This is a genomic window from Nonomuraea sp. AD125B, from assembly GCF_041402765.1.
GTDB lineage: Bacteria > Actinomycetota > Actinomycetes > Streptosporangiales > Streptosporangiaceae > Nonomuraea > Nonomuraea bangladeshensis.
Genome location: NZ_JBGLOU010000011.1, coordinates 1 through 25692, shown reverse-complemented (window position 1 = coordinate 25692; position 25692 = coordinate 1). Strand labels below are relative to the sequence as shown.

Sequence of the window (25692 nt, the reverse complement as noted above, 5' to 3'; positions counted from 1 at the left end):
GGCAGGGCCCTCCCCGCAGGTGGTTCGACCAGCGGGGGGACTTGGGATGCCGGACTGCAGCGTGGTCGTCATCACGTACAACGACGCCGCCCGCCTGCCCAGGGCCGTGCGCTCCGTGCTCCGCCAGTCGCTGCGCGACCTCGAAGTGATCATCGCCGACGACGCGAGCACGGACGGCACGCCGGAGGTGGCCGCGAGCCTGGTCGCGCAGGACCCACGGGTGCGCTACCTGCGCAGGAAGGTCAACAGCGGGCACTGCGGGGCGCCCCGCAACGACGGCGCGGACGCCGCGGCGGCCCCGTACGTCATGTTCCTCGACAGCGACGACGAGCTGCCCCGGCACGCCTGCAAGAGCCTGCTCGCCGAGATCGAGCGCACCGGCGCGCAGTTCGTCTCGGGACAGATCTCCCGCCTGTACGAGGCCGGCGGCAGGCTGCGGCCGTACTACCCGTCGCTGTTCGCCCGCCGCCGCGTGGTGGAAGGCATCCGCGAGGACCCGGAGCTGTTCCTCGACTCCTTCAGCACCAACAAGCTCTACGACGTGGCCTGGCTGCGCGAGCGGGGGCTGCGCTTCCCCGAGGACGTCGACTACGAGGACCACGTCTTCGCCGCCGACCTGTACGCCCTCGCCCGCCGCTTCGCGATCGTCCCGTGGACGGTCTACCACTGGCACCGCGCCTGCGACGGCGTCTCGATCTCGCTGAGCGTGGACGACCTGGACAACGTCCGGCAACGGGTCCTCGCCGCCCGCATGAGCGACGACCGGCTGCGCGCCCACGGGGCCGGCGACCTGGTGCCGCACCGGCAGCGCCGCTTCGTCCGGCAGGACCTGCGGGTCTACCTCAACCCGCTGCCCTCCCGCGACCTGGTGTGGGTCAAGGAGTTCGCCTCGATCGTCCGGCCGTACCTGGCGCGGATCCCGGCCGAGGTGCTGGAGCAGGCCGCGCCCCTGGAGCGGGTGTGCTGCCGGCTCATCCTCGACGACCGGATCGAGGATCTGCGCGTCGCGGCCGGCTCGCTGACCGGGCCGCGGGCCGCGCCGCGGGCGGCGGTACGGCTCGACGGGCGCACGTACTGGGGGACGACAGTCTCCCCCGGCCTGGACATCACCGCGCTGCGGCTGGCCGAGCTGCCCTTCGCCGCCGCCCGGCTGCGGCACGAGGCGAGCGAGCCGGTCCGCGACGGGGACCGGGTGCGGATGACCGTGCGCACCTTCGACCCGTTCGGCGCGCTGCCGCCGGACTGGACGGCGTTCCTCCAGGTCGGCAGGGTACGCGTGCCGATCAGGCCGGAGCCGTCGGGCGAGGGCGGCTACGTCAGCGAGGTCGCCTTCACGCCCGCCGGGAAGTGCGAGCCGAGAATCGGCTTCACCCGCCTCTCCGACGGCCACACCACGACCGACCGGATCATCGTGGACCCGCGCCTGCGGCCGATCGAGCTGCCCGGCGGCCGGGTGCAGGCCGAGGGGCACGCGGCCTACCTGTGCGTACGGGCCACCCGCACCGGGCGGCGGCTGCGCGAGCGGCTGTGGCGGGCGTTCGTGCGGCGAATCGGCACGCCGCGCAACAAGCTGCGGGCGTACAAGGTGCTGGTCAAGGTGGTGCGCCCGCGCCCGGACCTCGCCCTGTTCGAGTCCGACGTCGGCAAGGGCTGCTGCGGCAGCCCGCGCGCGCTCTACGAGGAGCTGCGCCGCCGCGACCTGCCGATCGAGGTCGTCTGGTCGCTGGCCAAGGGCCGCACCGACGTTCCGCGCGGCGCCCGCAGGGTACGCCGCGGAAGCTGGCGCCACCTCTGGACGATGGCGCGGGCCGGCATCTGGGTGGACAGCCACGGCTTCCCGCTGGACTACCCGAAGCCGCGCGGCACCCGCTACCTGCAGACCTGGCACGGCCAGGGCATCAAGTCGATCGGCTTCGACGCGCCTGACCTGCGCTCCGACTTCGACCGGCCGCGCGCCCAGTGGCGCGCGGCGGTGGCGCGGTGGGACGCGCTGGTGTCGCCGAGCGCGGAGTTCTCCCGCCTCTTCGTGCCCTCCAACGGCTACACCGGCAAGGTCTACCGGTACGGGACGCCGCGCTGCGACGCCCTGGTGCGCGGCGAGCCGACCGGCGACGTACGCGCGGCCCTGGACCTTCCGCCGGGACGGCGGGTCCTGCTCTACGCGCCCACCTACCGCGACCGGGCCGTGGGCAGCGGCCGATCGGTACGGGCCGACCTGGAGCTGCTGGCCGAGGAGCTGGCCGGGGAGTGGGTGGTGGTGCTGCGCACGCACCCGGTCGAGCGCTACGAGACGCCCGAGCACCTCCGGCACTTCGTCCGCCCTGCCGGGCGCTACCCGGAGGTCAACGACCTGATGCTGGCCTCGGACGCGCTGCTCACCGACTACTCGTCCCTGATGTGCGACTACGCGATCACCGGCAGGCCGATGGTGTTCTACCTCGACGACTGGGACGACTACCGGCTGTCCGAGCGCGGCGTCTACCACGACCTGCCCGCCATCGCCCCCGGCCCGTGCGTCACCACCACCGAGGAGCTGGTGGACGTGCTGCGGCGCCTGGACGAGGAGCACGCGGCCCACGCCGGACGCTACGCGGCCTTCCGCGAGCTGTGGTGCGCCGAGGAGCGCGGCGACGCGGCGGCGCGGATCGTCGACGACTTCTTCCGGGTGGGGGCCCGCCGATGAGCCGGGTCGTCTTCGCCTGCGTGGACGCCGACACGCTGGGCGGCATCCAGCAGGTCACGCACACCCTCGCCCAGGGCCTTGCGGGGCGCGGCCACGAGGTGCACGTCATCGGCCTGCACCGGGCCCGCTCCCCGTTCCGGTACGTCGACCGCCCGCGCTACCACCACCACGTGATCAGCCGCGCCGAACCCGGCAACCGCCTGGCCCGCGTCCGCGCCGACCGGCGGCTGCGCCGGCTGCTCGGCCGCATCGCGCCCGGGTACGCGGTGATGACCTCGCCGTCGGCGGTGATCCGGGTGCGCGACCTGCTGCCCGCCGGTCTCCGGTCGATCGGCCAGTACCACGGCTCCTACGACCACGCGCGCGGCTGCTGGCACCTGGGCTCGATCAGGAAGCACTACGCCGACCTCGACCAGGCGGTCTTCCTGAGCGAGGACGACGCCTGGAGCTTCGCCGAGCACGCCCTGCTGCCGAACGCCCGCGCGCTGCCCAACCCGCTGGCCCGCTGGCCGGAGCGGATGGCCGCGCTCGACGTCCCCCGGGTGCTGGGCGTCGGCAGGCTGGAGGGGGTCAAGCGGTTCGACCGGCTGATCGGCGCGTTCGCCCGTGCGGGCCTGCCGGAGCCGTGGGAGCTGCACCTGATCGGCGACGGCGGCGAGCGGGAGCGGCTGCGCGCGCACGCCGGGCGGGAGGGCGTGGCCGGCCGGGTGGTCTTCCGCGGCCTGGTCCCGGCCGCCGAGATGTCCGCCGAGTACCTGTCGGCGTCGGTGCTGGGGCTCACCAGCGAGCACGAGGGTCTGCCGGTCGTGCTGCTGGAGTCGGGGGCGCATGGCGTGCCGTCGGTGGCCTTCGACGTCTCGGGCGGCGTGCGCGCGGCGGGCCAGGTGCTGGTGCCGCCGGGGGACGTGGACGCCTTCGCGGCCGAGCTGCGCCGGCTCGCGGATTCTGTGGAGGAGCGGCGGCGGCTGGGGGCCGACGCCCGCGCACGGGCCGAGGCGTTCCGCCTCGACCACGTGCTGGACGACTGGGAGCGGCTGTTCGCCCACGTCGATCGCTAGATGGCGGGTTCCGTGATCTCGGTGCGCTGGCGCGGCACGCCGGCCAGCGAGCGCTGGCGCGTGGTCAGCAGGGCGGCCACCGGGCTGGGCTCGCGCAGCCGGTTGAAGCGGTCGCGCATGTGCTTGCGCATGCGGCTGGCCCTGCGCTTCTGCATGGTCTTCTGGGCGGCGACGATGTGCTCCTTGGCCGGCCTGGCCGCGCCCGTCAGCTCGTAGCCCAGGGACTCCAGGCGGTCGCCGAGCATGTGCTCGCACAGCGAGACCTCCCAGTCGTCCAGCCGGTTGGCCCAGCTCCCGACGCGGCTGCGGATGACCTCGCCGTGCGTGTTGCTGTGCCAGACCTTGTGCTCGGGCACCGCGACGCTGGCCGCCTCGCGCGGGGAGATCATCGCGGCGGAGAAGTCCTCCTCCAGGAAGTGGCAGAGCTTCTTCAGCTCGGTCGCGGGGTCGTCGGTGAGGTCCTCGTAGCGCAGCTCGTAGTAGGTGTCCTCGGGCAGGGTGCGCTTGAGCTTGACCCCCGCGTCGATCGCCTCGGCCCAGGTGGAGACGGCGTGGAAGGAGTCCAGGGTGTACCAGGGCATCTCCTTCAGCGAGGCCACGCAGTCGCGGCCGTCCCTGATGAGATGGACGAACTGGGCGTCGGGAAAGAGCCGCAGCAGCATGTCGACCTGCTTGACGTAGCTCGGGCGCTTGTCGCCCCAGCGGGCCTTGTCGAAGCGGTCGGCGTACATCCGGAAGGCCGTGCCGATCACGGAGCCGAGCGAGCCGGGGCCCTCGACCGCCTGCTGGACGAACTCGTCCTTGTCGATCTTGAGCTCGCGGAACTTGGTGCTGCGGTCGGTCGCGATCCACTGCGCGAGCGCCCTGCGGCGCGCGGCGATCCGCAGGTCGCCCCAGGCGCGGCGGCGGTAGTAGGCGGGTACGAGGAAGCGGGTCTCGGGCGGCACCGCCATGTGCGGGTGCGAGTGCAGCATGAGCTGGAGCATCGTGGTGCCGGAGCGCGGGCATCCGATGACGAAGACTGGCCTGTCGGACATTTCGTACTAACCCCCGAAAAACTTAGACGAGAACGTGCTCTCGGCTCTCCCGAGAGGAGGCGACGGCGTGCCTGCGCGTGAAGCGCCACATCCGGTAGACAAGAAAGACCTCGTTGGCCAGCAGCAGCACCCCGGCCGCCGCGGCGAGCGGGATCAGCGCCCATGCCCCCGCAAGAGGCGCGACCACGAACACCGCCGCGTGGAACTCGATGCCGCTGATCAGGTGCGAGCGCACCCGGTGCCGGGCCAGGAACCTGTTCAGCCGGCGGAAGAAGCCGGACGGGCGCGGGACCCGCTCCAGCGGCTGGGTGTCATCGTCCGGCTCCGGCGGCCCCATGGGCTCCAGTGCCGGTCCCAGCGGCTCCGCCGGCCCGTGCGCCACCCCCTGGCGCTCGTCCCTGACGGCCTCGCGGACCCGCTTCATCTGCGGCGCGTTGACGTACCTGAACAGGTCCAGCACGGCCACCGCCGCGCCGAGGACCACGTAGCCGACCTCGCCGGTCAGCGCGTACTGCCCGTACGCCAGACCCGCGGCGCACAGCACGACCCTGATCCGGTCCCCCACGTAGTCGAGCCAGAGGCCGAAGGGCGTCCCCGTGCCCTTCAGCCGGGCGATTTTGCCGTCCACGCAGTCGATCATGAAGCTGAGATAGAAGACCGCGGCGCCCGCTACGAGCTGGTTCATAGCGAAACAGGTGGCCGACGCCACGCCGAGGACCAGCGAGAGGACGGTCAGCCCGTTGGGCGTGATCCGGGTGTGGTTGGCGACGGGGAGGGCGACCCGGCAGGCGACCGGGTCCACGAAATACACGGTCCACCAGGAGTCTCTCCGCTTGCGTGTCTCGTGGACGTCATCGAGCGAATAGGTCCTCATGCAGACCAGCATGAACACGGGCCGCGCTCCGGTGATTACTGTCTGGAACTACTGGGGGATGTCCTGGCCGGTTCTTGACCAACCCGGCACGGTGAATCGCCACGTGCCCCCGGCCTCGCCGTCCCTGCACCAGCCCTTCAGCACGAGGCCGCGGGTCTCCGTACGGGCCTGGAGCCGCCAGACCTCCCCGCCGCCCGCCAGCCGGGCCGGGTCGAACGCGGCCACGAACCCGCCGCGGCCCGTCCTGCTCACCTCCAGCGGCACCTTGCGGCGGCCGTCGCTCAGCCACAGGTTCATGCGGTCGATGCGGCGGTCCACGCGGTGGACGGCCAGCTCGCCGCGCACGCGGTACTCCGCGCCCGTCCACGCGCAGTCGTCGACCCTGGCCAGCAGCCTGAGCTCGTCGCGGGCGTCGAACACCTCGTCGGGGATGCGCAGCCGGCGGTCGCGGAAGAACGGGTAGTCGCCGTACCAGCCGGTGGTGCGCCAGCCGCGCGGCACCACGCGGGTGCCGGACTCGGCGCGGGCGCGGCGGAAGTCGCGTACCTTCCGCAGCTCCGCCACCAGCCCCCGGGTCATGAGGTGCAGCTCCAGGCGGCGCAGCGACGGCGCGGTGGCGACCGCCCGCGGCCCCAGCTCGGCCACCCAGGCGCGGGCCAGATCGAGCAGCGGGCCCGGCTCCGCGCACCTCTCCAGCGCCTGGAACAGGAAGAGGATGTCCTTCTCCAGCACCAGCGCGTCGAACCCGTCGAGCAATTCGGGCGCCCGCTCGTCGAGGAAGGCGCGCACCGAGCGGATGGCGGTCAGGCGCTCGTTGAGGTTGGACAGCTCGTTGCGGCGCTGGGTGATCGAGTCCTCCCCCTCCTCGCGCCGCCGCCAGTGGTAGACCACCTCGCCCAGCATGTCCACGCTGCCGGCCAGCACGTGGGCCTGCATGGCGACCGGCACGTCCTCGTAGATCCCGGCGGGGAAGGTCAGCCCGGCGCGCTCCCAGAAGTCGCGCCGGTAGACCTTGTTCCACACCGTGCGGTCGCGCACCAGCACCTGCTTGTCGGTGATGTGCGTGCACAGCACCGGCCGCCTGAACACCTTCTCGTGCAGCGTGGACTCCTCCAGCACGCCGTCCACGAGCCGCCCCACCGCCCCGCAGGCGAGGTCGGAGCCGGTCTCGGCGAGCTTGGCGACCAGCCGCTCGTACGCCTCCGGCGGCACGACGTCGTCGGCGTCGGCGAAGGCCAGGTACGTGCCCCGCGCCCGCCGGATCCCGGCGTTGCGGGCCGGCCCGGGGCCCTGGTTGCGCTGCGTGACCAGCACGAACCGGGGGTCGGCGGCCGCGAAGTCCTCGGCGACGCGCCGGCTGCCGTCGGCGGAGCCGTCGTCCACCATGACGACCTCCAGGTCGTCCAGCGTCTGGGCGGCGAGCGACTTCAGGCACTCGGTGATGTAGGGCTCCACGTTGTGGAACGGGACGATGACGCTGAGCAGGGGGATCATGGCCGATGGGGCTCCTTGACCTCGCGGGAGTGCGTTCGAGGGCAGCATGCCGCGCCGCCCGCGCCGGGGACGCGCGCCTGAAGAGCTCTTTACCGGCGACGTGATCGGCTACGTTGAGCACCAGGACGGGCACGAACGGTAGGGGGCGGAATGCTTCGCGGCGCGCACGACGACGACCTCCCGGCCATGCGGCGCTGGCGCAACCACCCGCGGGTGCGCGCCGCCAGCTTCACCACGCACGAGATCGGCGCCGACGAGCACGCCCGCTGGTGGGCGGCCGTCCGCGCCGACGCCACCCGGCAGGTGCTGATCTACGACCACGACGGCGTCCCCGCCGGCGTGGTCGCCTACTCCGACCTGTCGCCCGCGAGCGGCAGCTGGGGCTTCTACCTCGACCTCGACGGCCTCGAACGGTCGGGCGCGCTGCTGCGGGCCTGGGCCGGGCTGGAGCGCGAGGCCATCGCCCACGCCTTCGGCCCGCTCGGTCTCACGGTCCTGCGGGGCGAGGTGCTGGCCGACAACGCGCCGGTCAGGTCGCTGCACCGGCGTTTCGGCTTCGCCGAGGTCGCCGCCTACCGCCGGGACGTCGACGGGGTGCCGCGCGACGTCGTCGCCATCGAGCTCAGGAGGGAAGACACATGATCTCCATCGCGGGCCGGGCCGTCGGGCCCGGTCATCCGCCGTACGTCGTGGCCGAGTTGTCCGGCAACCACAACGGCAGCCTGGAGCGGGCCCTCGCCATCGTCGACGCGGTGGCCGACGCCGGGGCGCACGCGGTGAAGCTGCAGACGTACACACCGGACACGCTGACCGTCGACGCCGACGGGCCGGCGTTCCGGCTGGGCGACGCGCACTCGCTGTGGGGCGGCGAGCGCCTCTACGACCTCTATCAGCGGGCCCGTACGCCGTGGGAGTGGCACGAGCCGCTGTTCGCGCGGGCGCGGGAGCGGGGGCTCGCCGCCTTCTCCTCGCCGTTCGACCCGACGGCGGTCGAGTTCCTGGAGAAACTGGACGTGCCGGCGTACAAGATCGCCTCGTCCGAGCTGGTGGACCTGCCGCTGATCCGGCTCGCGGCGGCCACCGGCAAGCCGCTGATCATCTCGACCGGCATGGGGACGGCCGGCGAGATCGGCGCGGCCGTGGCCGCCGCCAGGGAGGCGGGCTGCACCCGGCTCGCGGTGCTGGCCTGCACGGCCTCCTATCCGGCGGCGCCGTCGGAGAGCAACCTGCGGGCGCTGCCGCTGCTGGCCGCGCTCACCGGCGAGGTCGTCGGCGTCTCCGACCACACGCCCGGCATCGGCGTTCCGCTGGCGGCGGTGGCGCTGGGGGCGTGTCTGATCGAGAAGCACGTCACCCTGGCGCGGGCCGATGGCGGGGTGGACGCCGCGTTCTCGCTGGAGCCGGCCGAGCTGGCCGCGCTGGTGACGGAGAGCGCGCGGGCCTGGGAGGCGCTGGGCCAGCCGGTGCTCGGGCCGCGGCCGTCCGAGCGGGAGGGGCTGCGCTTCCGCCGCTCCCTCTACGTGGTGCGCGACGTGCGGGCCGGTGAGGAGGTGGGGCCCGGCAACGTACGGTCGGTCCGGCCCGCCGGGGGGCTGCCGCCTGACGCGGTGCGCGAGGTGACGGGGCGGCGTTTCGTCCGTGACGTGCCGAAGGGCACGCCGCTGACCTGGGACCTCATCTGATCAGGGCCAGGAGGGCGTCGGCGACGCGCTCTCTGCCCCGGCCGTCCACGAGCCCGCCGCCCCGGCGGCCGTGCTCCTCGCGGGCGGCCGGGTCGGACAGCAGGCGGGTCAGGACGGCGACGGCCTCGGGACCGGGCGCGCGGCCGAGGCCCGCCGCCACGCCCCTGCCCACCAGCTCGTCGTAGCCGATGAGCTGGTTGTCGGCCACCCAGCTGAGCGCCGTGGGCACGCCGAGGTAGAGCAGCTCCCAGATGGCCGAGCCCGCGGCGGTGACCACGAGGTCGGCGGCGGCCATCAGCTCCGGCAGCCGGTCGGTGGGCGGGATGACGGTGATCGGCGTCCCGGCCGCGAACGGGGCCGGGCTCACCACCGTGGCGGTGAACGGCACACCGGTCGCGCACAGGGCCTGCGCCCAGGCGGGGGCGACCCCGGCGGCGTCGGTGCCGCCGAAGAAGCACAGGACCTCCGGGACGCGGTCCGGGCGTCGGGGGGCGCGGGCGCGTCGCCGTACGCTGTCGCGCAGCAGCGCGTAACGGGCGCCGGCCAGCACCGGCCCGGCGGGGAACGGGCGGCGTTCGGCGCCGAGGTTCTGGTCGAGGTAGAGGTCGGCGTGCTGGCCGAGCGGGTCGCCGTCGACGACGGCGAGCACGGGCAGCCCGTGGCGGCGCAGCTCCTCGCCCGTGCCGGGCGGCAGGTGGTAGGAGTCGAGGACGACCGCGTCCAGCCGGAGCGCGCGGGCCAGCGCGGCCAGGGCGGCCGGCGACTCGGGGGCGGGGGTGAGCGGGAGCACGCGCTCGCGGAGCTGGGCGAGCGCCCAGGGCGAGTCGCGCACCGCGCCCAGGAAGACCGGGCGCGCGCCGCGCGAGCGCAGCTCCTCGGCCAGGGCGACGCAGCGGACGAGGTGGCCGACCCCGCTGTCCGCGCCCGCGTCGCAGCGGATCCCGACACGCGGCCCGGCGCTCACGCGTCCTGCAGCGCCTTCTGGCGTACGTGGGCGTTGAGCCCGCACACCTCGGGGCGGGCGCGCAGCCAGCTCACCAGCGCCCGCATCGGCACGCAGCGGTCGCCCAGCTCGCTCACCACGCGGGAGATGAGCAGCCAGTCGTCCTCGGTGTCGAGCGTAAGCCTGAGGTCGGCGGCGAGCGGGTGGTAGGCGAGCCCGAGCAGCCGGGCGTCGCCTGCGGCCTCGGTGTAGATGTGGGAGGTGACGTGGACGCGGTGGTGGGCGACGGCCTCGCGGTCGCAGCGCTCCAGTGCCGCCCGCGCGATGATCTCGACGTCGAGGCCGCGCGGCAGGGTGCGGGCCAGGCTCGTGCTGAGGTAGTCGAGCCCGGGGACGGCCTGGAAGACGAGCGCGGCCTCCTTGACGACCGTCGGGTCGAGCAGCGGGCAGTCGGCGGTGAACCGCATGACGGCCTCGCCCGGCCGCTCCTCCAGCGCCTGCGTGAACCGGGTGAGCACGTCGTCGACCGGGCCGCGGTGGCAGGGGACGCCGAGCGCGGCGCACTCGGCGGCCACCGCGTCGTCCTCGGGGAGCGTGGTGGTGGCGACGATCAGCTCGTCGAGGGCGGCCGACTCGCGGGCCGCGCGGACCACCCAGCCGAGCACCGACCGGCCACCGTCGCCGAGTTGTCGGAGCACCTTGCCGGGCAGCCGGGTGGATCCCATCCTGGCCTGAACGATTCCGACAATACGCACGAAAGCCCCATTCCCCCGTGTGACAGTGCGTCATAGGCCGATCGCGTTATGCTACCGCCCGGCACACGATTTCAGGGGGCGACGTGAGCATTCTCCATGGGTCGTCGATGTTGATCACCGGGGGCACGGGGTCGTTCGGAAAGGCCTTCATCCGCCACGCGCTCGACTCGGTCGGGGTGCGGCGCCTGGTGGTCTTCTCCCGCGACGAGCTCAAGCAGTACGAAGTGCGCCGGCTCTTCGCCGACGACGAGCGGCTGCGCTGGTTCATCGGCGACGTCCGCGACCGCGACCGGCTGACCAGGGCCATGCACGGCGTCGACCACGTCGTGCACGCCGCCGCGCTCAAGCAGGTCGACACGGCCGAGTACAACCCGTTCGAATACGTCCGCACCAACATCGCCGGCTCCCAGAACGTGGTGGAGGCCGCCATCGACTGCGGCGTGCGCAAGGTGGTGGCGCTCTCCACCGACAAGGCCTCCAGCCCGATCAACCTCTACGGGGCCACCAAACTGGTCGCCGACAAGCTGTTCGTCTCCGCCAACCACTACGCCGCCGCCCACGAGACCCGCTTCTCCGTGGTCCGCTACGGCAACGTCGTGGGCAGCAGGGGCTCGGTGATCCCGCTCTTCCAGCGCCTCGCCGAGCAGGGCGACAGCCTGCCGATCACCGACAAGCGCATGACCCGGTTCTGGATCACCCTCGACCAGGCCGTCCGGTTCGTCGTCGACTCCTTCGAGCTGATGCAGGGCGGCGAGCTCTACGTCCCGCGCATCCCCAGCATGCGCATCACCGACCTCGCCGAGGCGCTGGCGCCGCAGAGCCCCCTCTACGAGATCGGCATCCGGCCCGGCGAGAAGCTGCACGAGGAGATGATCGGCCCCGACGACGGCCGCCGCACGCTGCGGCTGGCCGATCGCTACGTCGTGCAGCCCACGATCGCCACCTGGGGCTACCGCCCGCCGCAGAGCGGGGAGCTGCTGCCCGAGGGCTTCGCCTACCGCTCCGACACCAACGACCAGTGGCTCACCGTCGACGACCTGCGCGACATGGTGACCGGCTGATGCTCCCCTACGGACGGCACTCCGTCGACGAGGGCGACGTGGCGGCGGTGACCACCGTGCTGCGCGGCGACTGGCTGACCACCGGGCCCGCGGTGGCCGCGTTCGAGTCCGAGCTGGCGCGCTGGACCGGCGGCGTGCCGTGCGTGGCGGTCACCTCCGGCACGGCCGCGCTGCACGTCGCCTACGTCGCGGCGGGCGTGCGGCCGGGCGACGAGGTCATCACCACGCCGCTGACGTTCGTGGCGACGGCGGCCACGGCCGCGCTGCTCGGCGCGCGGGTGCGCTTCGCCGACGTGCAGCCCGACACCGGCAACCTCGATCCCGACGCGGTGACCGCGCTCGTCACCGGCCGCACGCGCGCGGTCACCGCCGTCGACTACGCGGGCCATCCCGCCGACTACGACCAGCTCAGGGAGGTCGCCGAGCGGGCCGGGGCGCGGCTGATCGCCGACTCGGCCCACTCGCTGGGCGCCTCCTACAAGGACCAGCCGGTGGGGACGCTCGCCGACCTGACGACGTTCTCGTTCTTCCCCACCAAGACCGTGACCACGGCCGAGGGCGGCGCGGTCGCCGCGGCCGACCCCGAGCTGCGGCTGCGGGCCGCCCGCTTCATGAACCACGGACTCGTACGCGAGCCGGCCGCGCAGCGCGATCCCGGCGTGGGCGGCTGGCACCAGGAGGTGCACGCGTTCGGGCTCAACTACCGGCTGCCCGACGTGCTGTGCGCGCTCGGCGTCAGCCAGCTCCGGCGGCTGGCCCGCTTCCGCGAGCGCCGCGCCGAGCTGGTGGCCCGCTACAACGTGCTGCTGCGCGACGTACCCGGGCTCACGCTGCCCGCGCGGCGCGCGTACGTGTCGCCGAGCTGGCACCTCTACCCCGTGCGCGTCCGGCACGGGCGGCGGCGCGAGGTCTACGACCGCATGCGGGCGGCCGGCATCGGCGTGCAGGTCAACTACATCCCGGTCTACTGGCATCCGGTGTTCGAGGATCTCGGCTACCAGCGGGGCATGTGCCCGGCCGCCGAGGCCTACTACGCCGAGGAGCTGTCGCTGCCGCTCTTCCCCGACCTGACCGACGCCGAGCAGGACCACGTGGTCGACACGCTGGCCGCGATCCTGCGTTAGCCGTTCCGGCTAGCGCTCGGCGAGGAGCAGGCAGCCGTCCTCGCTCCGGTCCACCAGGAAACGCCGGTCGGCCACCAGGGCGACCGGCCGCTGCCCGGTGCGCACCAGCGGGCGCAGCGCCTTGCCCTGGTCGATCACGACCTCCCACCACGACTCCTGGCCCACGCTCTCGTCGAGGTCGGCGAGCGGCACCCTCGCGTGGAAGTCCTGCCCGGCGAGCGCCACCGGGAAGTACATCTCCTCGCCGTCGCTCCTGCGGCGCAGCCGCAGCACCGGCTCGCCGTCGCCGACGTCGGCCAGCTCCCCCGAGAACACCAGGTCGCCGCCGTCCACCCGGCACTCGCCGATGATCACCTCGGCCAGGCGCAGCCGCAGACCCCAGGCCCCCCGCGCGGTGCGGACCGGCACCACCCACACGCCCGACGCGCGGCGCGGGGCGGGGACGCCGGGCGGCAGCCAGCGCGGCCCGGCCACCCGGCCCTCCAGCCGCAGCCCGTGCCCCCTGAGCTGCAGGCGCAGGTCCCACTGGCCGCGCCGGGTGAGCTGGGCGGCCGAGAGCGCGGCCGGGTCGAAGGCGAAGGCGAACGGGAACACGTGCTGCGGCAGCCGCACCCCTTCCTCCTCCTCGACGCTCTCCCAGACGGGCGCGGACTCCTGGTCCGACAGCCGTACGCGCTCGCCGGTGCGGCGCTCCTCCAGCCACACGCGCACGCGCGCCCGGCGCACCACGCCGACGTCGAAGCTGCCGACCCCGACCCGGCCCTCGCCCACCAGGACGCCGCGCCGCCAGCCGAGCTCCACCAGGCGGGCGGCGAGACCCAGCTCCTCGGAGACGTCCGACAGGCCGCGCGGCAGCCAGGGATGCCAGGCGTGCCAGCGCCTGCGCAGGACCCCTGCCCGCCGTACCGGTGGCCGCAGCCGGCCGTCGCGGGCCTGCGCGTGCACGTCGCCCAGCTCGGGCAGGCGGTGCCCGCGCAGGAGGTGGAGCCGCAGCCGGTGCGCGAACGGCACACTCAGCCACGCCTCACGGGACACGCCGTCAAGGTAGCGGACGATCAGCTCGACCAGCTCGGGATCCGCTGCTCCGCCCATCCCGGCCACGGCCTCGGCCGCCACCCCCATGTCGATGTCCATGGTGTCGCGGTCGAAGGCGGGCTTCAGCCGGGGGGCGCGGCGGGCCAGCAGGTCGGCGGTCTCCAGCACCGACAGCAGGCGGTCGCGCAGATTGCCCGCCTCCAAGCTGCGCTGGGTGATCGAGGTGCCCGGCTCGTCGCGCTCGCGCCAGTGGTAGACGACCCTGGCGAGGACGTCCACCGAGCGCGCGCCGACGTGGGCGGCCATGGCGACGGGCTGGTCCTCGTACATGCGCTCGGGGAAGCTCAGCCCCAGCCGGTCCCAGAAGGAGCGGCGGTAGACCTTGTTCCACAACATCCGGTCGCGGATCAGCAGCGGGTGGCGGGTGATGTGGGTGCGCCGCTTCGGCTTGGCGAACGCCTCCCGGTGCGCCCACGACGGGACCAGCAGGTTGCGGTGCAGGCGCATGACGTTGCCGCAGGCCAGGTCCGAGCCGGTGGCCTCCAGCGAGGCGACCATCCGCTGGAACGCCTCACGCGGGACCGTGTCGTCGCCGTCCACGAACGCCAGGTAGCGGCCCGTCGCCCGGGCGAGGCCGACGTTGCGGGCCCGGCCCACGCCCTGGTTGGCCTGGATGACGAGGGAGATGCGCGGGTCCTCGGCCTGCCTGGCCCGTACGACGTCGGGTCCGTGGTCGTCGCTGCCGTCGTCGACGCAGATCACCTCCAGGTCGTCCAGGGTCTGGGCGCGGATGGAGTCCAGGCAGGGGCCGATGTACTTCTCGACGTTGTGGAACGGGACGATCACCGAGAGAACCGGCACGTGTACTCCTCGTCGTCGCTGCGTCATCTGTCGTCGTCTGGGTCTGTCGGGTGGTCCGGGCCTGTCGGGTGGTCCGGGCCTGTCGGGTGGTCCGGGTCGTCTTGTCGTCTCAGCCGGACAGCAGGCGGATGACCTTCTTGGCGACCCGGCGTGGCCGGGCCAGACGGCGCGAGAGCCGGTAGCCGAGCGTGCGCCGGTAGGCGGTCGCCTTCCGCTGGGTCCTGCGCAGCTTCCCCTTGGCGCGTACCAGCTCGCGTTCCCGGTAGGAGAGCTTGGTCTCCAGCCGCGCGATCCTGGCCAGGGCCGCGGTGAGCTGATCCGCGAGACGGTCGCGGGCGCCCAGCAGGTCGCGGTACGTCGGCGCGTGCCCGGCCGGCTCCGCCGGCTGCCCCAGCTCGGCGTCCAGCTTGCGGGCACGGTCGAGGTCGCCCGGGTCGCAGGAGCGGCCCGCCATGCCGCACAGCGTCAGCGTGAGCTCGTCGGCGTCGAGAGGCCACGGCCACGGGTGGTGGTGGCCGGCGGCCTGGAGGCGTACGGCGAACCGCAGCAGGATCCGGCACAGCACGATCCGGGGATCGGGCGGGACCGCCGGGCCCTGGAGGTCGCCTATGGGGGCGAACCGGACGCCGTCGTACACCAGGCTGTCGGTCGCCGCCGCCGCGTCGCCGCCGTCCTCCACCCAGTCCGCGAGGGCGGTCAGCAGCTCGCGGACGGTCGCGGTGTCCTCGCGGGCGCACGCCTCGACGAGGATCTCCTCCAGGACGCGGCCGGCGGGGATGGGACGTTCGCCGCCGTCGGGGAGGCGTCTGAGGCCGGTGTGGGTGAGCTCGTACAGGGTGCCGCCCTCCTGGACGAGGCCGAGGGGCAGCGCCGGGTACGAGCGCTCGTCGGCGTCGCTCCGCTCCTTGGTGAGCAGCGGGGACCGTACGGTGACGGCGAGCCACGCCGGGGCCAGCTCCTCGCCCAGGCGGTGCCTGAACACCAGGCGGGTCAGGCGCAGCGGGTCCGCCACCAGCATGCGGTCACCGTCCCTGGCGCCCAGCGGGAACGCCAGCGCGTCCGGCAGGTCGAAGGCCAGCGCCTCGCGGGCGAGCAGCGCGCGCGGCGCCTGCCGCGCCGGATAGGCCGCGTAGCAGCGCTGCACGCTCAGCCCCGCCGACTCCAGCGCGGCGTCCAGCGCTCCCGGGCCGCTGGGATAGCTGGGGTCGAAACCGTGCGGCGCCCACTGGTCGTCACCGCCGTCGCGGTCGGCCGGGCGCGCCTCCAGGATGCGGTCCACGCCCAGGTCGTTGTGCACGCCGAGCACGAGCCTCCCGCCGGGCGCGACCAGGGCCGACAGGGCGTCGAGCGACTCGGCCCAGGACGCGGCCGGGGCCTCGGCGGAATGCGTCCGCAGCAGGCCGTCGAGCGCCAGCACGAGATCGTACGGCTCGTCGGCGGCGAACGCCTCCAGCCGGCCGCAGAAGACGTCCAGGGCGGGGTGGCGTTCGGCGAGGGCGCAGGCGTCAGGATAGGACCGCACCAGCACGGCCACCCTGCCCGCCAAGGGGGTGAGGGTTGTCTCGTCCACCGACAGCGCAGCTTGGGCGGTTGACGCCTCCCCCAGCAGGCCGGGCTGGGCAGTCAGCGCCTCCCCCACCACGCCGACCTGGGCGATTGGCACCTTGCCCGCCATGCCAGCTTGGGCGGCGATATCGTTCGCCACCCTTCCGGCTCGGGCAGCCAGCGCCTCCCCCGTCAGCCCGGCTTGGGCGACCACCTCGTCCACCACCGTCTCCGGATGCGGTCCGACCAGCAGCACCTTGCCGCTCGCCGGCACCATCCGCCTGATCAGCTCAAGTGCCGCCCCTCGCCAGTCGGTGACGCCGCCGGACATGTCGGCCATATCCGACCACAGCAGCATCTCCCCCCCGACCAACCGGACGTTCTCGGGTGCCTCGTTCACGCGTACCGCACCCGCTTCCATCCGAACATGCGCCGTAGCTCCTCCGGTGTCGCCTGATACTCGAATCCCAGCTCCCGCCCCGCCACCTCGGCCGCCAGCCCCGGATCGACACGCACGCCGTGCAACTCGGGCCAGAGCCGCATCCGGCGCGCGGTGCCGCCATATTCGGGACGTTCGTCCTCGTACTGCATGGGGTCCCCGTACACCGCGACCTCGCAGCCCACGGACGCGCCGTAGAACAGCGCGCTGCCGAGCCGATTGGAGGCCACCCTGCGGTGACGCCGCAGCTGGATCAGCTGCTTGCGCAGGAAGTCGCGCCCCTTGCTCTCCCAGCGGGAGCCGCGCTCACCATGACAAATAACCCGAAATCCCCGCGATTCATACGCCTGCCGGATGTCCAGGTTTGCGAATTCCAGCCAGTAAAGGCAGACCGTTACCGGCCCTGTCTCGACATCTCGGATTTCGGCGGCGAGCCGGTCGTGATCGCCCCTAACGGAGCTCTTCTCCCAGCCATGGAAGGGATACCAGATCGTACCCTCGCGTTTTGTGGTGACGCCCAGTTCGGGCTCCAGATGGAGGAGGTAGATCCAGGGCGCGCCAATGAGGTAGTGCCCCCTGCGGCCCATCGACCAGCCTCGCCGGCGCAGCACGTCAGACCATATGAAACGCGGATAACCCGGGCTGCACCAGTGGTCGTTCGGCGGGAATCCGTGCAGATAGTTCCATCCATGCTGAAGGAAACCCTGGATGCGTTTCGGCGTTTCGTCCGGCATCTCACAGTATCTGCCGAGTATGCGCGAGTGCCCGTACCAGTGATTGGATTCGTCCATCATTCCCCCGTAGCGGTTGGCGCGCCCCATGCGACATTCCCAGCCCCGAACATGCCTCACTCGCCGTTATACGGTTCCATTACTCCCGGCGGGGCCTTGGTTTCTCCGGACCCGAAAGTGCCGCTACACTCGGTCGTGGCCTGAGAACAGAGAGTTAGCGAGTGATCATGAGCCATCTCGACCGGTTGCGGGCCGTCTTCCGCAGATCTCTCAACCTTCCCGCCGACGCACCCGTCGACGACCTCGAATACCGCGCCATCCAGCAGTGGGACTCGCTGGCTCACATGGCGCTGGTCGCCGCGATGGAGGACGAGTTCTCCATAATGATCGACACCGACGAGATGATCGACATGAGCTCGTTCGCCGCGGCGGCCGAGCTCCTCGAAAAGCACGGCATCGGCACCGCCGCCGTCTGAACGCACCTCCGGGCATCGCATCGGGGTTCACGCAGACGCGCCGAAGGCACACGCAGGCGTCGGGGGACGTCACGACGCACTTCGCGACGCGCATCGACTCACCTCCGGTCCACCGGGGGTGTCATAGACCGGGCCAGCCATCGTCCGAGCCATTGGGGGCGGCATGACAACGGACCAGGCAGCGTCTACCGCACACGGGAGGGCGCGATGACACCGGACCCAGGACCGGGCACAGCACCGGACACAGCGCCGGAGCCAGTGCCAGGCGCAGTACCGGCCGCAGCACCAGATCCAGCACCGGACGCAGCATCAGGCTCAGACCTGGGCGGGGCGCCGGGCGCAGCATCGCACTCAGGACTGGGCGCAACATCGGACCCAGGACCGGGCTCAAGGCCGGACGCAACATCGGACTCAGGACCGGGCGCAACGCCGGACTCAGGACGGGGCTCAAGGCCGGGCGCAGCATCGGACTCGGCACCGCCGAACCCAGGACCGAGCACAACATCAGACTCCGCGCCGGACCCAGCGCTGGGCCGGGAGGCGGCCAGGCACCGCAACCTCGCGCCACCGTCCAGGGACATCGGCGACACCACGGCGACACCGCATGGCGGCAACGCCGCCGCCGACGCTCCGGCAGCCCATTCCCAGAGCGCCCCTCCCACCGAGGCGTCCTCTCCACACGCCCACACCACCGACGCAGCCTCCGCACACGGCTCCACCGCCCAGGCAACCTCTACACAGGGCTTCGCCACCGCTGAGGCAACCTCTCCACAGGACTCCACCGCCGCCGAGCCGACCCCTTCCGGTGGTCACGCCATCACACCGGCGTCTCCCAGCGGGCCCTGCACCGGAGCGGAGCTTACAGGCGGCCCAGCAGGCAACGTCACTTCCCCGTACGAGTTCACGGCCGAAGCGGCGTTCCTGGGCGAGCCGACCACCGCGCCGGCTTCCGCCAGTGCCCCCAGCGCGTACGCCGTCGAAGCGCCGTCTCCTGGCGGTCCTACCCCTGCGGCGCCTTCTGCTGAAGGCGAAGCAGCGGCCGTCCCACGACCAGAGCAAAGCCGCAACAGCCCCGCAGGAGCAACGGCCGCCCCCAGCCCGCGCACCACCGGCACCGCCATGGACTACGCAACCGCGTGGACCGGCCTGGGCACCCGCCGCACAACAGCCGAACCCTCCTCCGGCCGCTACGCGGATCGGACCATGAGCCTGGCCACCGCCTCCCCCCGCGTCGTCCTCATCACCGGCTCGACGACCGGGATCGGCCGCGCGACAGCAGCCCGGCTGGCCGCCCACGGCGACCGCGTCGTGCTCCACGGCCGCGACGAGGAATGCGCAGAGAAGGCCGCCGCCGAGGTGGCGGCGCAGACCGGCGGCCTGACGGACGCCGTCCACGGCGACGTCGCCGATCCCACCCTCATCTCGGCGATGATGCGGCGGATCCACCAGCGCCACGGCCGCCTGGACGCGCTCGTCGTCAACGCCGGCATCCACGCCGCCGGTCTCCTCGGCATGGTCCGCACCGAGACGGTCGGCCGCCTCTTCGAGATCAACGCGATCGGCGCGACCCACACGCTGCAGGCGGCGCTGAGGCTCCTGCGACGCGGGACCTCTCCATCGGTCGTCCTCGTCTCCTCGGTCATGGGCCGCGCGGGCGGCCCGGGGCAGGCCGTCTACTCTGCCTCCAAGGCGGCGCTCATCGGCCTCACCCTCGCCGCCGCCAAGGAGCTGGGTCGCTCCGGGATCAGGGTCAACGCCGTGGCCCCTGGTTACATCCAGACCGACATGCTGTCCACGCTCGAGCCCGACGCCCGTACCGCCACGATCGCCGCCACGCCGCTCGGCCGCCTCGGCCGTCCTGATGACGTCGCGAGCGCTGTGGCGTTCCTGCTCTCCCCCGACGCCGACTTCATCACCGGCCAGGTCCTCGGCGTGGACGGCGGTCTGGCGCCATGACAGGAAACGACCAGCTCAACGGCCAGCGGGACGGCGGGTCCAACGACGAGCAGCCGCTCCGACCGACACAGGGGAAGCCGCCCCAGCCGCCGACACCGTCGCATCTGGGACCTTCTGCGGGGTCAGCGGCGCCGAAGGCGCCAACCACCCCTCCAGCAGGGCAGATCACCTCGAAGACGGCATCCCGACCGTCGGCACGACCGGGCACCCCGAAAGCAGCAGCCGTTCCCTCGGCAGGGCCAGGTGCTCCCAAACCAGCAGCCACTCCCTCAGCAGGGCCAGGTGCTCCCAAGCCGGCGGCTGTTCCCTCGGCAGGGCCGGGTGCTCAGAAGCCGGCAGCCGTTCCTCCGACAGGGCCAGGTGCTCCGAGAGCGGCAGCCGTCCCCCCGGCCCAGCCGGTGCCGGCGAAGGCGGTCGGCACGCCGACGACGGGGTTGATCGCCACCGGGACAGCAGCCGCCCCATCAACGAAGCTCGGGCCAAAGCCAGAGTCGGAGTCGGAGGCGGAGGCGCGGACAGGGGCGAGGATTTCGGAGATGGGAGATGTCCCGGGAGTCGCCGAGGGAGGGGTTTTTCCACATCCTGAGGCGCGGGTGATCATCGCCGGGGAGGGGGTGGTGCTCGGAGCCGGTGAGCTGGAACGGCGGATCGTGCGGACGGTCGAGATCCTGGCGCGGCTGCGGCCCGGCCCGCTGTTCTGCGGGATGCGCAACAACCTCGCCTCGGTGCTCCGCTACCTGGCCGCGTTCCGTTCCGGGCGGCCGGTGGCGCTGCTGGATCCCGACCTGTCGCCGGGCACGCTCGCGGAGCTGGCGGCGCGGTTCCGGCCCGCGGCGCTGCTCGGGTTCACGCACGCGGCCGACGGCTCGTCACCGGCCCGCCGCGACACGCCCGAGCCGCATCCCGACCTCGCCGTCCTCCTCGCCACCTCGGGTTCCACCGGCAATCCCAAGCTCGTACGCCTGTCCCGCCAGGCCGTCCTCGCCAACGCCGCCAGCATCGCCACCGCCCTGTCGATCACCCCGGACGAGGTCGCGCCCACGAGCCTGCCGCTGCACTACAGCTACGGGCTCTCGGTGCTCAACAGTCATCTGGCGGCGGGCGCGACCGTGATGCTCACGGAGGCGGGGCTGCTGGAGCGATCGTTCTGGGCCCATCTGGACGCGCACCACTGCACGTCCCTGGCCGCCGTCCCCTATCAGTACGAGATGCTCCGCCGCCTGCGCTACGACCGTGCTGAGCATCCGTCCATCGCCACGCTCACGCAGGCCGGCGGGCGGCTCGCTCCGGAGATCGTCACCGAGTTCGCGGCGAAGGCGGACCGGTTCTTCGTGATGTACGGGCAGACGGAGGCCACGGCCCGCATCGCCGTCCTGCCTCCGGACCGGCTGGCCGACAAGCTCGGCTCGGTGGGGCGGGCCGTGCCCGGCGGGCGGCTGGAGATCGACGGCGACGGCGACGGCGAGGTCGTCTACCACGGGCTCAACGTCATGATGGGCTACGCGGAGACCGCCGCCGACCTGGCCCGCGGGGACGACCTCGGCGGCGTCCTGCGCACCGGCGACCTCGGGCGGCTGGACGCGGAGGGCTTCCTCCACCTCACCGGGCGGCTCAAGCGCATCGCCAAGATCTTCGGCGTACGGGTCAACCTCGACGACGTCGAACGCCTGCTGCGCAACGCAGGCCCGGCCGCCGCCACCAGCGGCGACGACCGGGTGACGGTCTGGGCCGAGGGGCTGGACGCGGCTGGCTGCGCGGGGCTCGCCCGGCGGCTGGGGGCCGAACTCCGGCTCCACTGGAGCGGCTTCGACGTACGTCCCATCGACCGCCTGCCCCTGCTCGCCACGGGAAAGGTCGACTACCGCTCCCTGGAAGGACGCACATGAACACGCCCGGAAGCCGTGCGGCGCGGCCGGCCGTCAGGCGGTGGGGCCCGGTGAAAGCGAGGAGCTCGGGGTGAGCGTTTTCACGTTGCGCGAGGAGGAGCGGGAAGCTCGGCTCGTCAGGGAGTTGGCCGAGCTGACCGAACGGCATCGGGCGGCGTGCCCGCCGTACCAACGCATTCTTGACGCGATCGGGGCGCGGCCGCCGTACGAACGGCTGGTGGATCTGCCCTGGCTGCCGGTGCGGCTGTTCAAGACGCACGAGCTGCGCAGCGTTCCGCCGGAGCGGGTGTTCCGGGTGCTGACCTCCAGCGGCACCACCGGGCAGCGGCCGAGCCGGGTCTACCTCGACCGGGAGGCGGCGGCGGCGCAGACACGGATGCTCGCGGCGACGCTCAGGGAGGTGCTGGGCGAGCGGCGGCTGCCCATGCTGGTGGTCGACAGCAGGTCGGTCGTACGCGACGCGACGCTCAGCGCCCGTGGCGCGGGCGTGCTCGGGATGATGAACTTCGGCCGTGACCACACGTTCGTGCTGGACGAGCAGGGGCGGGTGGATGCCGAGGCGGCCAAGGCGTTCCTGGCGCGGCACGGTGGCGGGCGTTTCCTGGTGTTCGGGTTCACCTTCATGGTGTGGCTCTACCTGCTGGATCTGGGCCTGGATCTGTCGCAGGGGGTGCTGATCCACTCCGGTGGCTGGAAGCGGCTGGCTGAGCAGGCGGTGGACAACGCGGAGTTCCGGCGGCGGCTGGAGGCGGAGTGCGGGCTCGTCCGGGTGCACAACTTCTACGGGATGGTTGAACAGATCGGGACGATTTTCCTTGAAGGGCCCGACGGGGACGGCCTCTACTGCCCGGACTTCGCCGACGTCATGATCCGAGACCCGGAGACCTGGGAGGAGGCGCCACCCGGAGTGCCTGGGCTGGTCGAGGTGGTCAGCACGCTGCCCACGTCCTATCCGGGCCACGTGCTGCTCACTGAGGATCTGGGCGTGGTGCGCGGCGTCGATGACGGGGCCTGGCCGGGAAAACGGTTCGAGGTGCTGGGCCGGCTGCCACAGGCCGAGGCACGCGGCTGCAGCGACACCTTCGGACAGCGCTGATGGCGAGCGGAACCCCGCCCACCGGAGAGAGGCCGGCGACCCGGGGCAAGGACGGGTGCCTCGGGGACGACGGTCAGGACGGCCCAGGCAGGAGCGGGCGCCTCGGCGACAGCGGCCAGGCAAGCTGGGGCAAGGGCGGGTGCCTCGGGGACGACGACCGGGACATCCGGGACAAGGGCAGGCGCTGCAGCGACAACGGCCAGAACGACTGGGGCAAGGGCGGACGTCTCGGTGGGGACGACCGGGACTTCCGGGGTCAGTGCGGGTGTCTCGGTGGCGACAGTCGGGACAGGCGCAACGAGCTCGGGCGCGTGAAACGGCTGGGACGGCGGTGGGAGTTGCTGGGGTGGCAGGGATGGCTGCGGTGATGTCGAGCGGGAGCGGGGGCTCGGGGCAGGGCGGTCGGGGACACTCCCGCCAGGTGCAGGTGTTGTTTCCCGGTGCAGGCGTCGTACCCCTGGTGGATGGGCGGTCGGGGGCGAAGGCCGGGGCCCGTGAGGGGGCTGTGTCTGTCGCCAGGGACGTGGGCCTTTGGGAGGGCGCGTCCCTCGGCGGCGAGGCTGGGGGTCCTCAGGACGTTGTGCCCGTTGAGGTGCTGCTTGGTGGGTTGCGGGGTGGTGGGCTCACGGTCGGGGATGAGCGGGTTCGGGGGTTTTTGGCGGCGTTCGGGAAGCGGTTGTTGCGGTCCGCGTCGGCGCGGCGGCATCCCGAGCTCGGGTCGCTCGGATTCTTCCTGCGGCCCAGCGAACTGACGCGCACCCTGGACTCGCTTAACGGCGAGCACGTACGGGTGCCGCGCGGGCTGGTCTTCCACATCCCGCCGGCGAACGTCGACACCGTCTTCGTCTACTCCTGGGCCCTGTCCGCGCTCATGGGCAACCGCAACGTCGTACGGCTGTCGCCACGGGCCGGGGCGGTTGTCGGGGTGATCCTTGAGGCGTTGCACGAGGCGTCGACTGAGGCTGATCCCATCGTGGGCGAGACGCAGCGCATCGTCACCTATGACCGGTTGGATGAGGAGGTTACAGCGGCCTTGTCCGCGGCCTGCGATCTGCGGGTGGTGTGGGGCGGCGACCGTACGGTGCTGGACGTGCGGCGGCATCCGCTCGCGCCGCATGCCCGGGAACTTGATTTTCCCGATCGGTCGTCGTTCGCGGTGGTACGGGCGGCGGCCTGGTTGTGCGCGGAACGGGCGGTTCGGGTGAACGTGGCCGAAGGGTTCGTCAACGACGCCTACTGGTTCGACCAGGCCGCCTGCTCGTCGCCGCGGACGGTGTTCTGGGTGGGGGCGGAGCAGGACTGCGACGCGGCTCGGGCCGACTTCATCGATCACGTGGCGCGGGTGCTCGATAGGCGCGGGTGGGGCGTGGAGCCGGGGATGGCCGTGGAGAAGCGGGTGGCCACGTACGGGCTGGCCGCCGACGGGGTGGCCGAGAGTGTGGAGTTCCGGGGGAACGCGCTGGCGAACGTGACCCTGGTGGAGGAGGCGGCGGTTCCGCGGCGGTGGTTGGGGGCCGGGACGTTCGTGCACTGCCGGCTTGGGGGGCTGGCGGAGCTGGGCGCGGTGGTGGAGCGGCGGGATCAGACGATGACGCACTTCGGGTTCGGGCGGGAGGAGTTGGAGGAGCTGGCGAGGGGGTTGGGCGGGCGGGGGGTTGATCGGATGGTGCCGGTGGGGAGTGCGCTCAGCTTTGGTCGGGTTTGGGATGGGGTTGATTTGCCGGTCGAGTTCACGCGGTTGGTGAGCGTCGTTCGGTGATGTTGCTGGGTGATGCGGTTGGGTGATGTTGCTGGGTGACGTCCCTTTGGCGACGTCCTTCGGCGCCGTCCCTCGGCGGCGTGTTGCGGTGACGTCGTTGGGCGACGTGCTTCTGATGACGTCTTTTGAGGCGACGTCCCCTGGGCAGCGCTTTGGCGACGTCCTTCGGTGACGTCCTTCGGTGACGTCGTTGGGCGAGGTCCTAAGGCAATGTCCTTGGCGACGTGCTCTTGAGACGTGCTTTACGTCCCTCCGTGAGAGGTGCCGGGTGGGCGGATGCGGGGTTGGGCCGCTCGGGATGTCGCGGGGCGACATGACAGGCAGGCGGTGCTCAGCTGAGGTGCTCAGGGTCGTGCCCACTGGCGGCGTCCGGTAGACGGTGACCGGCGCGGTACCTCGTGGTCCGGCGGAGTGCCCGCCGTCCGGCGGGAGTCCCCCACGGTCCGGAGGAATGTCCGGCGGGTGTTCGGCGGTCGGCGGGTGTTCGGCGGTCGGCGGGTGTTCGGCGGTTGACGGTGTCCGGCCGGTTGGCGGGGTGTCCGGTGCAGATGCCCAGCAGTCGGCTGCCCATGGACCGGCCTCCAGGTTGTCCAGCGGGCGGTGGTGCTTGAGCTGGCTGGCGGGCGGCGACTCTTGGGCTGGCCGGCGGGCGGTGGTGCCAGCGTGGCGGTGTCGGTCCAGTGATGCCGGTTCAGTGATGCCGGAGCGGTGCAAGCGCGGGGGCGTGCGGGGGGCGGAGAGTGGTGGGGGGTTTGGTGCGGGGTCCTCTGGTGCGGCGATTCGTGGGGTGGTTGCCTGCGCTGGCGGTGAGTGCCGGTGTGGTCGTGGTGTTTCTGTGCTGCGGGGTCTCCGTGCGGGACCTGGTCGTGTTCGGGGGGTACCTCGGCGGTGGGGTCGCGCTGCCGGGGGTGCTGTTGTGGCGGGCATTGACCGGTCACCGTGCGTGGGCGGGGTTGGAGGAGCTGGCGGCCGGGTTGGCGGTCGGGTATGCGGTCGAGGTGCTGGCCTACCTGCCGGCTCGGGCGGTTGGGATGCCGAGGTTGGTGCTGGTTCCGTCCGTGCTGGTGGTCGGGGCTTTCGTGGTGGTGCCCGGGTTGCGGCGGTTCTGGAGGCACGTAGGGCGAGTGCGGGCGCGGGGGTGGTGTGGGCGGGAGGGGGTGCCCGCGTGGTGTGGGTGGGCGTTGGGTGGGGTGGTTG

19 protein-coding genes are annotated in these 25692 nt (G+C 72.6%); 11 read left to right on the top strand and 8 right to left on the bottom strand.

The features are described from left to right. Positions 1-46: 46 nt before the first annotated feature. Together ACBR40_RS27455 and ACBR40_RS27450 are read left to right on the top strand one after the other, a co-directional pair. The gene (locus ACBR40_RS27455; protein WP_371250640.1) at positions 47-2683 is read left to right on the top strand and encodes a CDP-glycerol glycerophosphotransferase family protein; all 2637 of its coding nucleotides are present in this window, start codon (positions 47-49) and stop codon (positions 2681-2683) included. After that, complete coding sequence (locus tag ACBR40_RS27450; protein WP_371250639.1) at positions 2680-3741, top strand: glycosyltransferase; 1062 nt, start codon at positions 2680-2682, stop codon at positions 3739-3741. Before ACBR40_RS27455 ends, ACBR40_RS27450 begins: the two co-directional genes overlap by 4 nt. Here the strand turns inward: ACBR40_RS27450 and ACBR40_RS27445 are convergent. Genes ACBR40_RS27445 through ACBR40_RS27435 form a run of 3 tightly spaced genes read right to left on the bottom strand, consistent with a single transcriptional unit; the run spans position 3738 to position 7146 of the window. Continuing rightward, a complete protein-coding gene (locus tag ACBR40_RS27445; protein WP_371250638.1) occupies positions 3738-4778 on the bottom strand; it encodes a sulfotransferase in 1041 nt (346 codons plus the stop codon). The two genes, ACBR40_RS27450 and ACBR40_RS27445, sit on opposite strands and share 4 nt — an antisense overlap. A 22-nt stretch (positions 4779-4800) precedes the next feature. Next, positions 4801-5652 carry a CDP-alcohol phosphatidyltransferase family protein gene (locus ACBR40_RS27440; RefSeq protein ID WP_344216832.1) on the bottom strand — a complete coding sequence of 284 codons (852 nt, stop codon included), beginning with the start codon at positions 5650-5652 and terminating at the stop codon, positions 4801-4803. A gap of 48 nt (positions 5653-5700) precedes the next feature. Beyond that, complete coding sequence (locus tag ACBR40_RS27435) at positions 5701-7146, bottom strand: glycosyltransferase family 2 protein (RefSeq protein ID WP_371250637.1); 1446 nt, start codon at positions 7144-7146, stop codon at positions 5701-5703. A 150-nt stretch (positions 7147-7296) separates the two neighbouring features. On the opposite strand from ACBR40_RS27435, the gene ACBR40_RS27430 reads away from it, so the two are divergent. Both ACBR40_RS27430 and pseI read left to right on the top strand, forming a co-directional pair. Next, positions 7297-7788, top strand: coding sequence for a GNAT family N-acetyltransferase (locus ACBR40_RS27430; protein ID WP_344216828.1), 492 nt, complete (start codon positions 7297-7299; stop codon positions 7786-7788). Beyond that, a complete protein-coding gene (gene pseI, locus ACBR40_RS27425) occupies positions 7785-8828 on the top strand; it encodes a pseudaminic acid synthase (protein WP_344216826.1) in 1044 nt (347 codons plus the stop codon). Before ACBR40_RS27430 ends, pseI begins: the two co-directional genes overlap by 4 nt. Here pseI and ACBR40_RS27420 read toward each other — a convergent pair. Both ACBR40_RS27420 and ACBR40_RS27415 read right to left on the bottom strand, forming a co-directional pair. Then, positions 8821-9792: a PseG/SpsG family protein gene (locus tag ACBR40_RS27420; protein WP_371250636.1), complete on the bottom strand. Its 972-nt coding sequence runs from the start codon at positions 9790-9792 to the stop codon at positions 8821-8823. The two genes, pseI and ACBR40_RS27420, sit on opposite strands and share 8 nt — an antisense overlap. Continuing rightward, positions 9789-10526: a cytidylyltransferase domain-containing protein gene (locus ACBR40_RS27415; RefSeq protein ID WP_371250635.1), complete on the bottom strand. Its 738-nt coding sequence runs from the start codon at positions 10524-10526 to the stop codon at positions 9789-9791. The genes ACBR40_RS27420 and ACBR40_RS27415 overlap by 4 nt, the downstream gene beginning before the upstream one ends. An 83-nt stretch (positions 10527-10609) precedes the next feature. Here ACBR40_RS27415 and pseB point away from each other — a divergent pair, with 83 nt between their 5' ends. Further along, positions 10610-11587, top strand: a complete 978-nt coding sequence (gene pseB / locus ACBR40_RS27410) for a UDP-N-acetylglucosamine 4,6-dehydratase (inverting) (protein ID WP_344216820.1) — start codon at positions 10610-10612, stop codon at positions 11585-11587. After that, positions 11587-12711 carry a DegT/DnrJ/EryC1/StrS family aminotransferase gene (locus tag ACBR40_RS27405; RefSeq protein ID WP_371250634.1) on the top strand — a complete coding sequence of 375 codons (1125 nt, stop codon included), beginning with the start codon at positions 11587-11589 and terminating at the stop codon, positions 12709-12711. Before pseB ends, ACBR40_RS27405 begins: the two co-directional genes overlap by 1 nt. A gap of 9 nt (positions 12712-12720) precedes the next feature. Here the strand turns inward: ACBR40_RS27405 and ACBR40_RS27400 are convergent, their stop codons facing one another. From ACBR40_RS27400 to ACBR40_RS27390, 3 genes are all read right to left on the bottom strand, one after another. Further along, positions 12721-14607, bottom strand: coding sequence for a glycosyltransferase family 2 protein (locus tag ACBR40_RS27400; RefSeq protein ID WP_371250633.1), 1887 nt, complete (start codon positions 14605-14607; stop codon positions 12721-12723). 109 nt (positions 14608-14716) lie between these two features. Further along, a complete protein-coding gene (locus ACBR40_RS27395) occupies positions 14717-16552 on the bottom strand; it encodes a hypothetical protein (protein WP_371250632.1) in 1836 nt (611 codons plus the stop codon). After that, positions 16549-17412 (bottom strand): hypothetical protein, encoded by an 864-nt coding sequence (locus ACBR40_RS27390; protein WP_371250631.1) that lies wholly within the window; start codon positions 17410-17412, stop codon positions 16549-16551. Before ACBR40_RS27390 ends, ACBR40_RS27395 begins: the two co-directional genes overlap by 4 nt. 137 nt (positions 17413-17549) lie before the next feature. On the opposite strand from ACBR40_RS27390, the gene ACBR40_RS27385 reads away from it, so the two are divergent. The 5 genes from ACBR40_RS27385 (at position 17550) to ACBR40_RS27365 (ending at position 24495) form a co-directional block, all read left to right on the top strand. Further along, on the top strand, positions 17550-17798 hold the full coding sequence (locus ACBR40_RS27385) for an acyl carrier protein (protein WP_329585324.1): 249 nt from the start codon (positions 17550-17552) through the stop codon (positions 17796-17798). Positions 17799-18917: 1119 nt separating this feature from the next. Beyond that, positions 18918-19754 carry an SDR family NAD(P)-dependent oxidoreductase gene (locus ACBR40_RS27380; protein WP_371250630.1) on the top strand — a complete coding sequence of 279 codons (837 nt, stop codon included), beginning with the start codon at positions 18918-18920 and terminating at the stop codon, positions 19752-19754. A gap of 593 nt (positions 19755-20347) precedes the next feature. Continuing rightward, positions 20348-21640, top strand: a complete 1293-nt coding sequence (locus tag ACBR40_RS27375; protein WP_371250629.1) for an AMP-binding protein — start codon at positions 20348-20350, stop codon at positions 21638-21640. Positions 21641-21710: 70 nt separating this feature from the next. After that, positions 21711-22736, top strand: a complete 1026-nt coding sequence (locus ACBR40_RS27370) for an acyl-protein synthetase (protein WP_371250628.1) — start codon at positions 21711-21713, stop codon at positions 22734-22736. 580 nt (positions 22737-23316) lie between these two features. Continuing rightward, positions 23317-24495: an acyl-CoA reductase gene (locus ACBR40_RS27365; RefSeq protein ID WP_371250627.1), complete on the top strand. Its 1179-nt coding sequence runs from the start codon at positions 23317-23319 to the stop codon at positions 24493-24495. Positions 24496-25692 lie beyond the last annotated feature (1197 nt).

Coding starts and splice junctions, on each gene's coding strand:
- ACBR40_RS27455 (WP_371250640.1), top strand. CDS start 47: ATGCCGGACTGCAGCGTGGTCGTCATCACGTACAACGACGCCGCCCGC.
- ACBR40_RS27450 (WP_371250639.1), top strand. CDS start 2,680: ATGAGCCGGGTCGTCTTCGCCTGCGTGGACGCCGACACGCTGGGCGGC.
- ACBR40_RS27445 (WP_371250638.1), bottom strand. CDS start 4,778: ATGTCCGACAGGCCAGTCTTCGTCATCGGATGCCCGCGCTCCGGCACC.
- ACBR40_RS27440 (WP_344216832.1), bottom strand. CDS start 5,652: ATGAGGACCTATTCGCTCGATGACGTCCACGAGACACGCAAGCGGAGA.
- ACBR40_RS27435 (WP_371250637.1), bottom strand. CDS start 7,146: ATGATCCCCCTGCTCAGCGTCATCGTCCCGTTCCACAACGTGGAGCCC.
- ACBR40_RS27430 (WP_344216828.1), top strand. CDS start 7,297: ATGCTTCGCGGCGCGCACGACGACGACCTCCCGGCCATGCGGCGCTGG.
- pseI (WP_344216826.1), top strand. CDS start 7,785: ATGATCTCCATCGCGGGCCGGGCCGTCGGGCCCGGTCATCCGCCGTAC.
- ACBR40_RS27405 (WP_371250634.1), top strand. CDS start 11,587: ATGCTCCCCTACGGACGGCACTCCGTCGACGAGGGCGACGTGGCGGCG.
- ACBR40_RS27390 (WP_371250631.1), bottom strand. CDS start 17,412: ATGGGGCGCGCCAACCGCTACGGGGGAATGATGGACGAATCCAATCAC.
- ACBR40_RS27385 (WP_329585324.1), top strand. CDS start 17,550: ATGAGCCATCTCGACCGGTTGCGGGCCGTCTTCCGCAGATCTCTCAAC.
- ACBR40_RS27380 (WP_371250630.1), top strand. CDS start 18,918: ATGGACTACGCAACCGCGTGGACCGGCCTGGGCACCCGCCGCACAACA.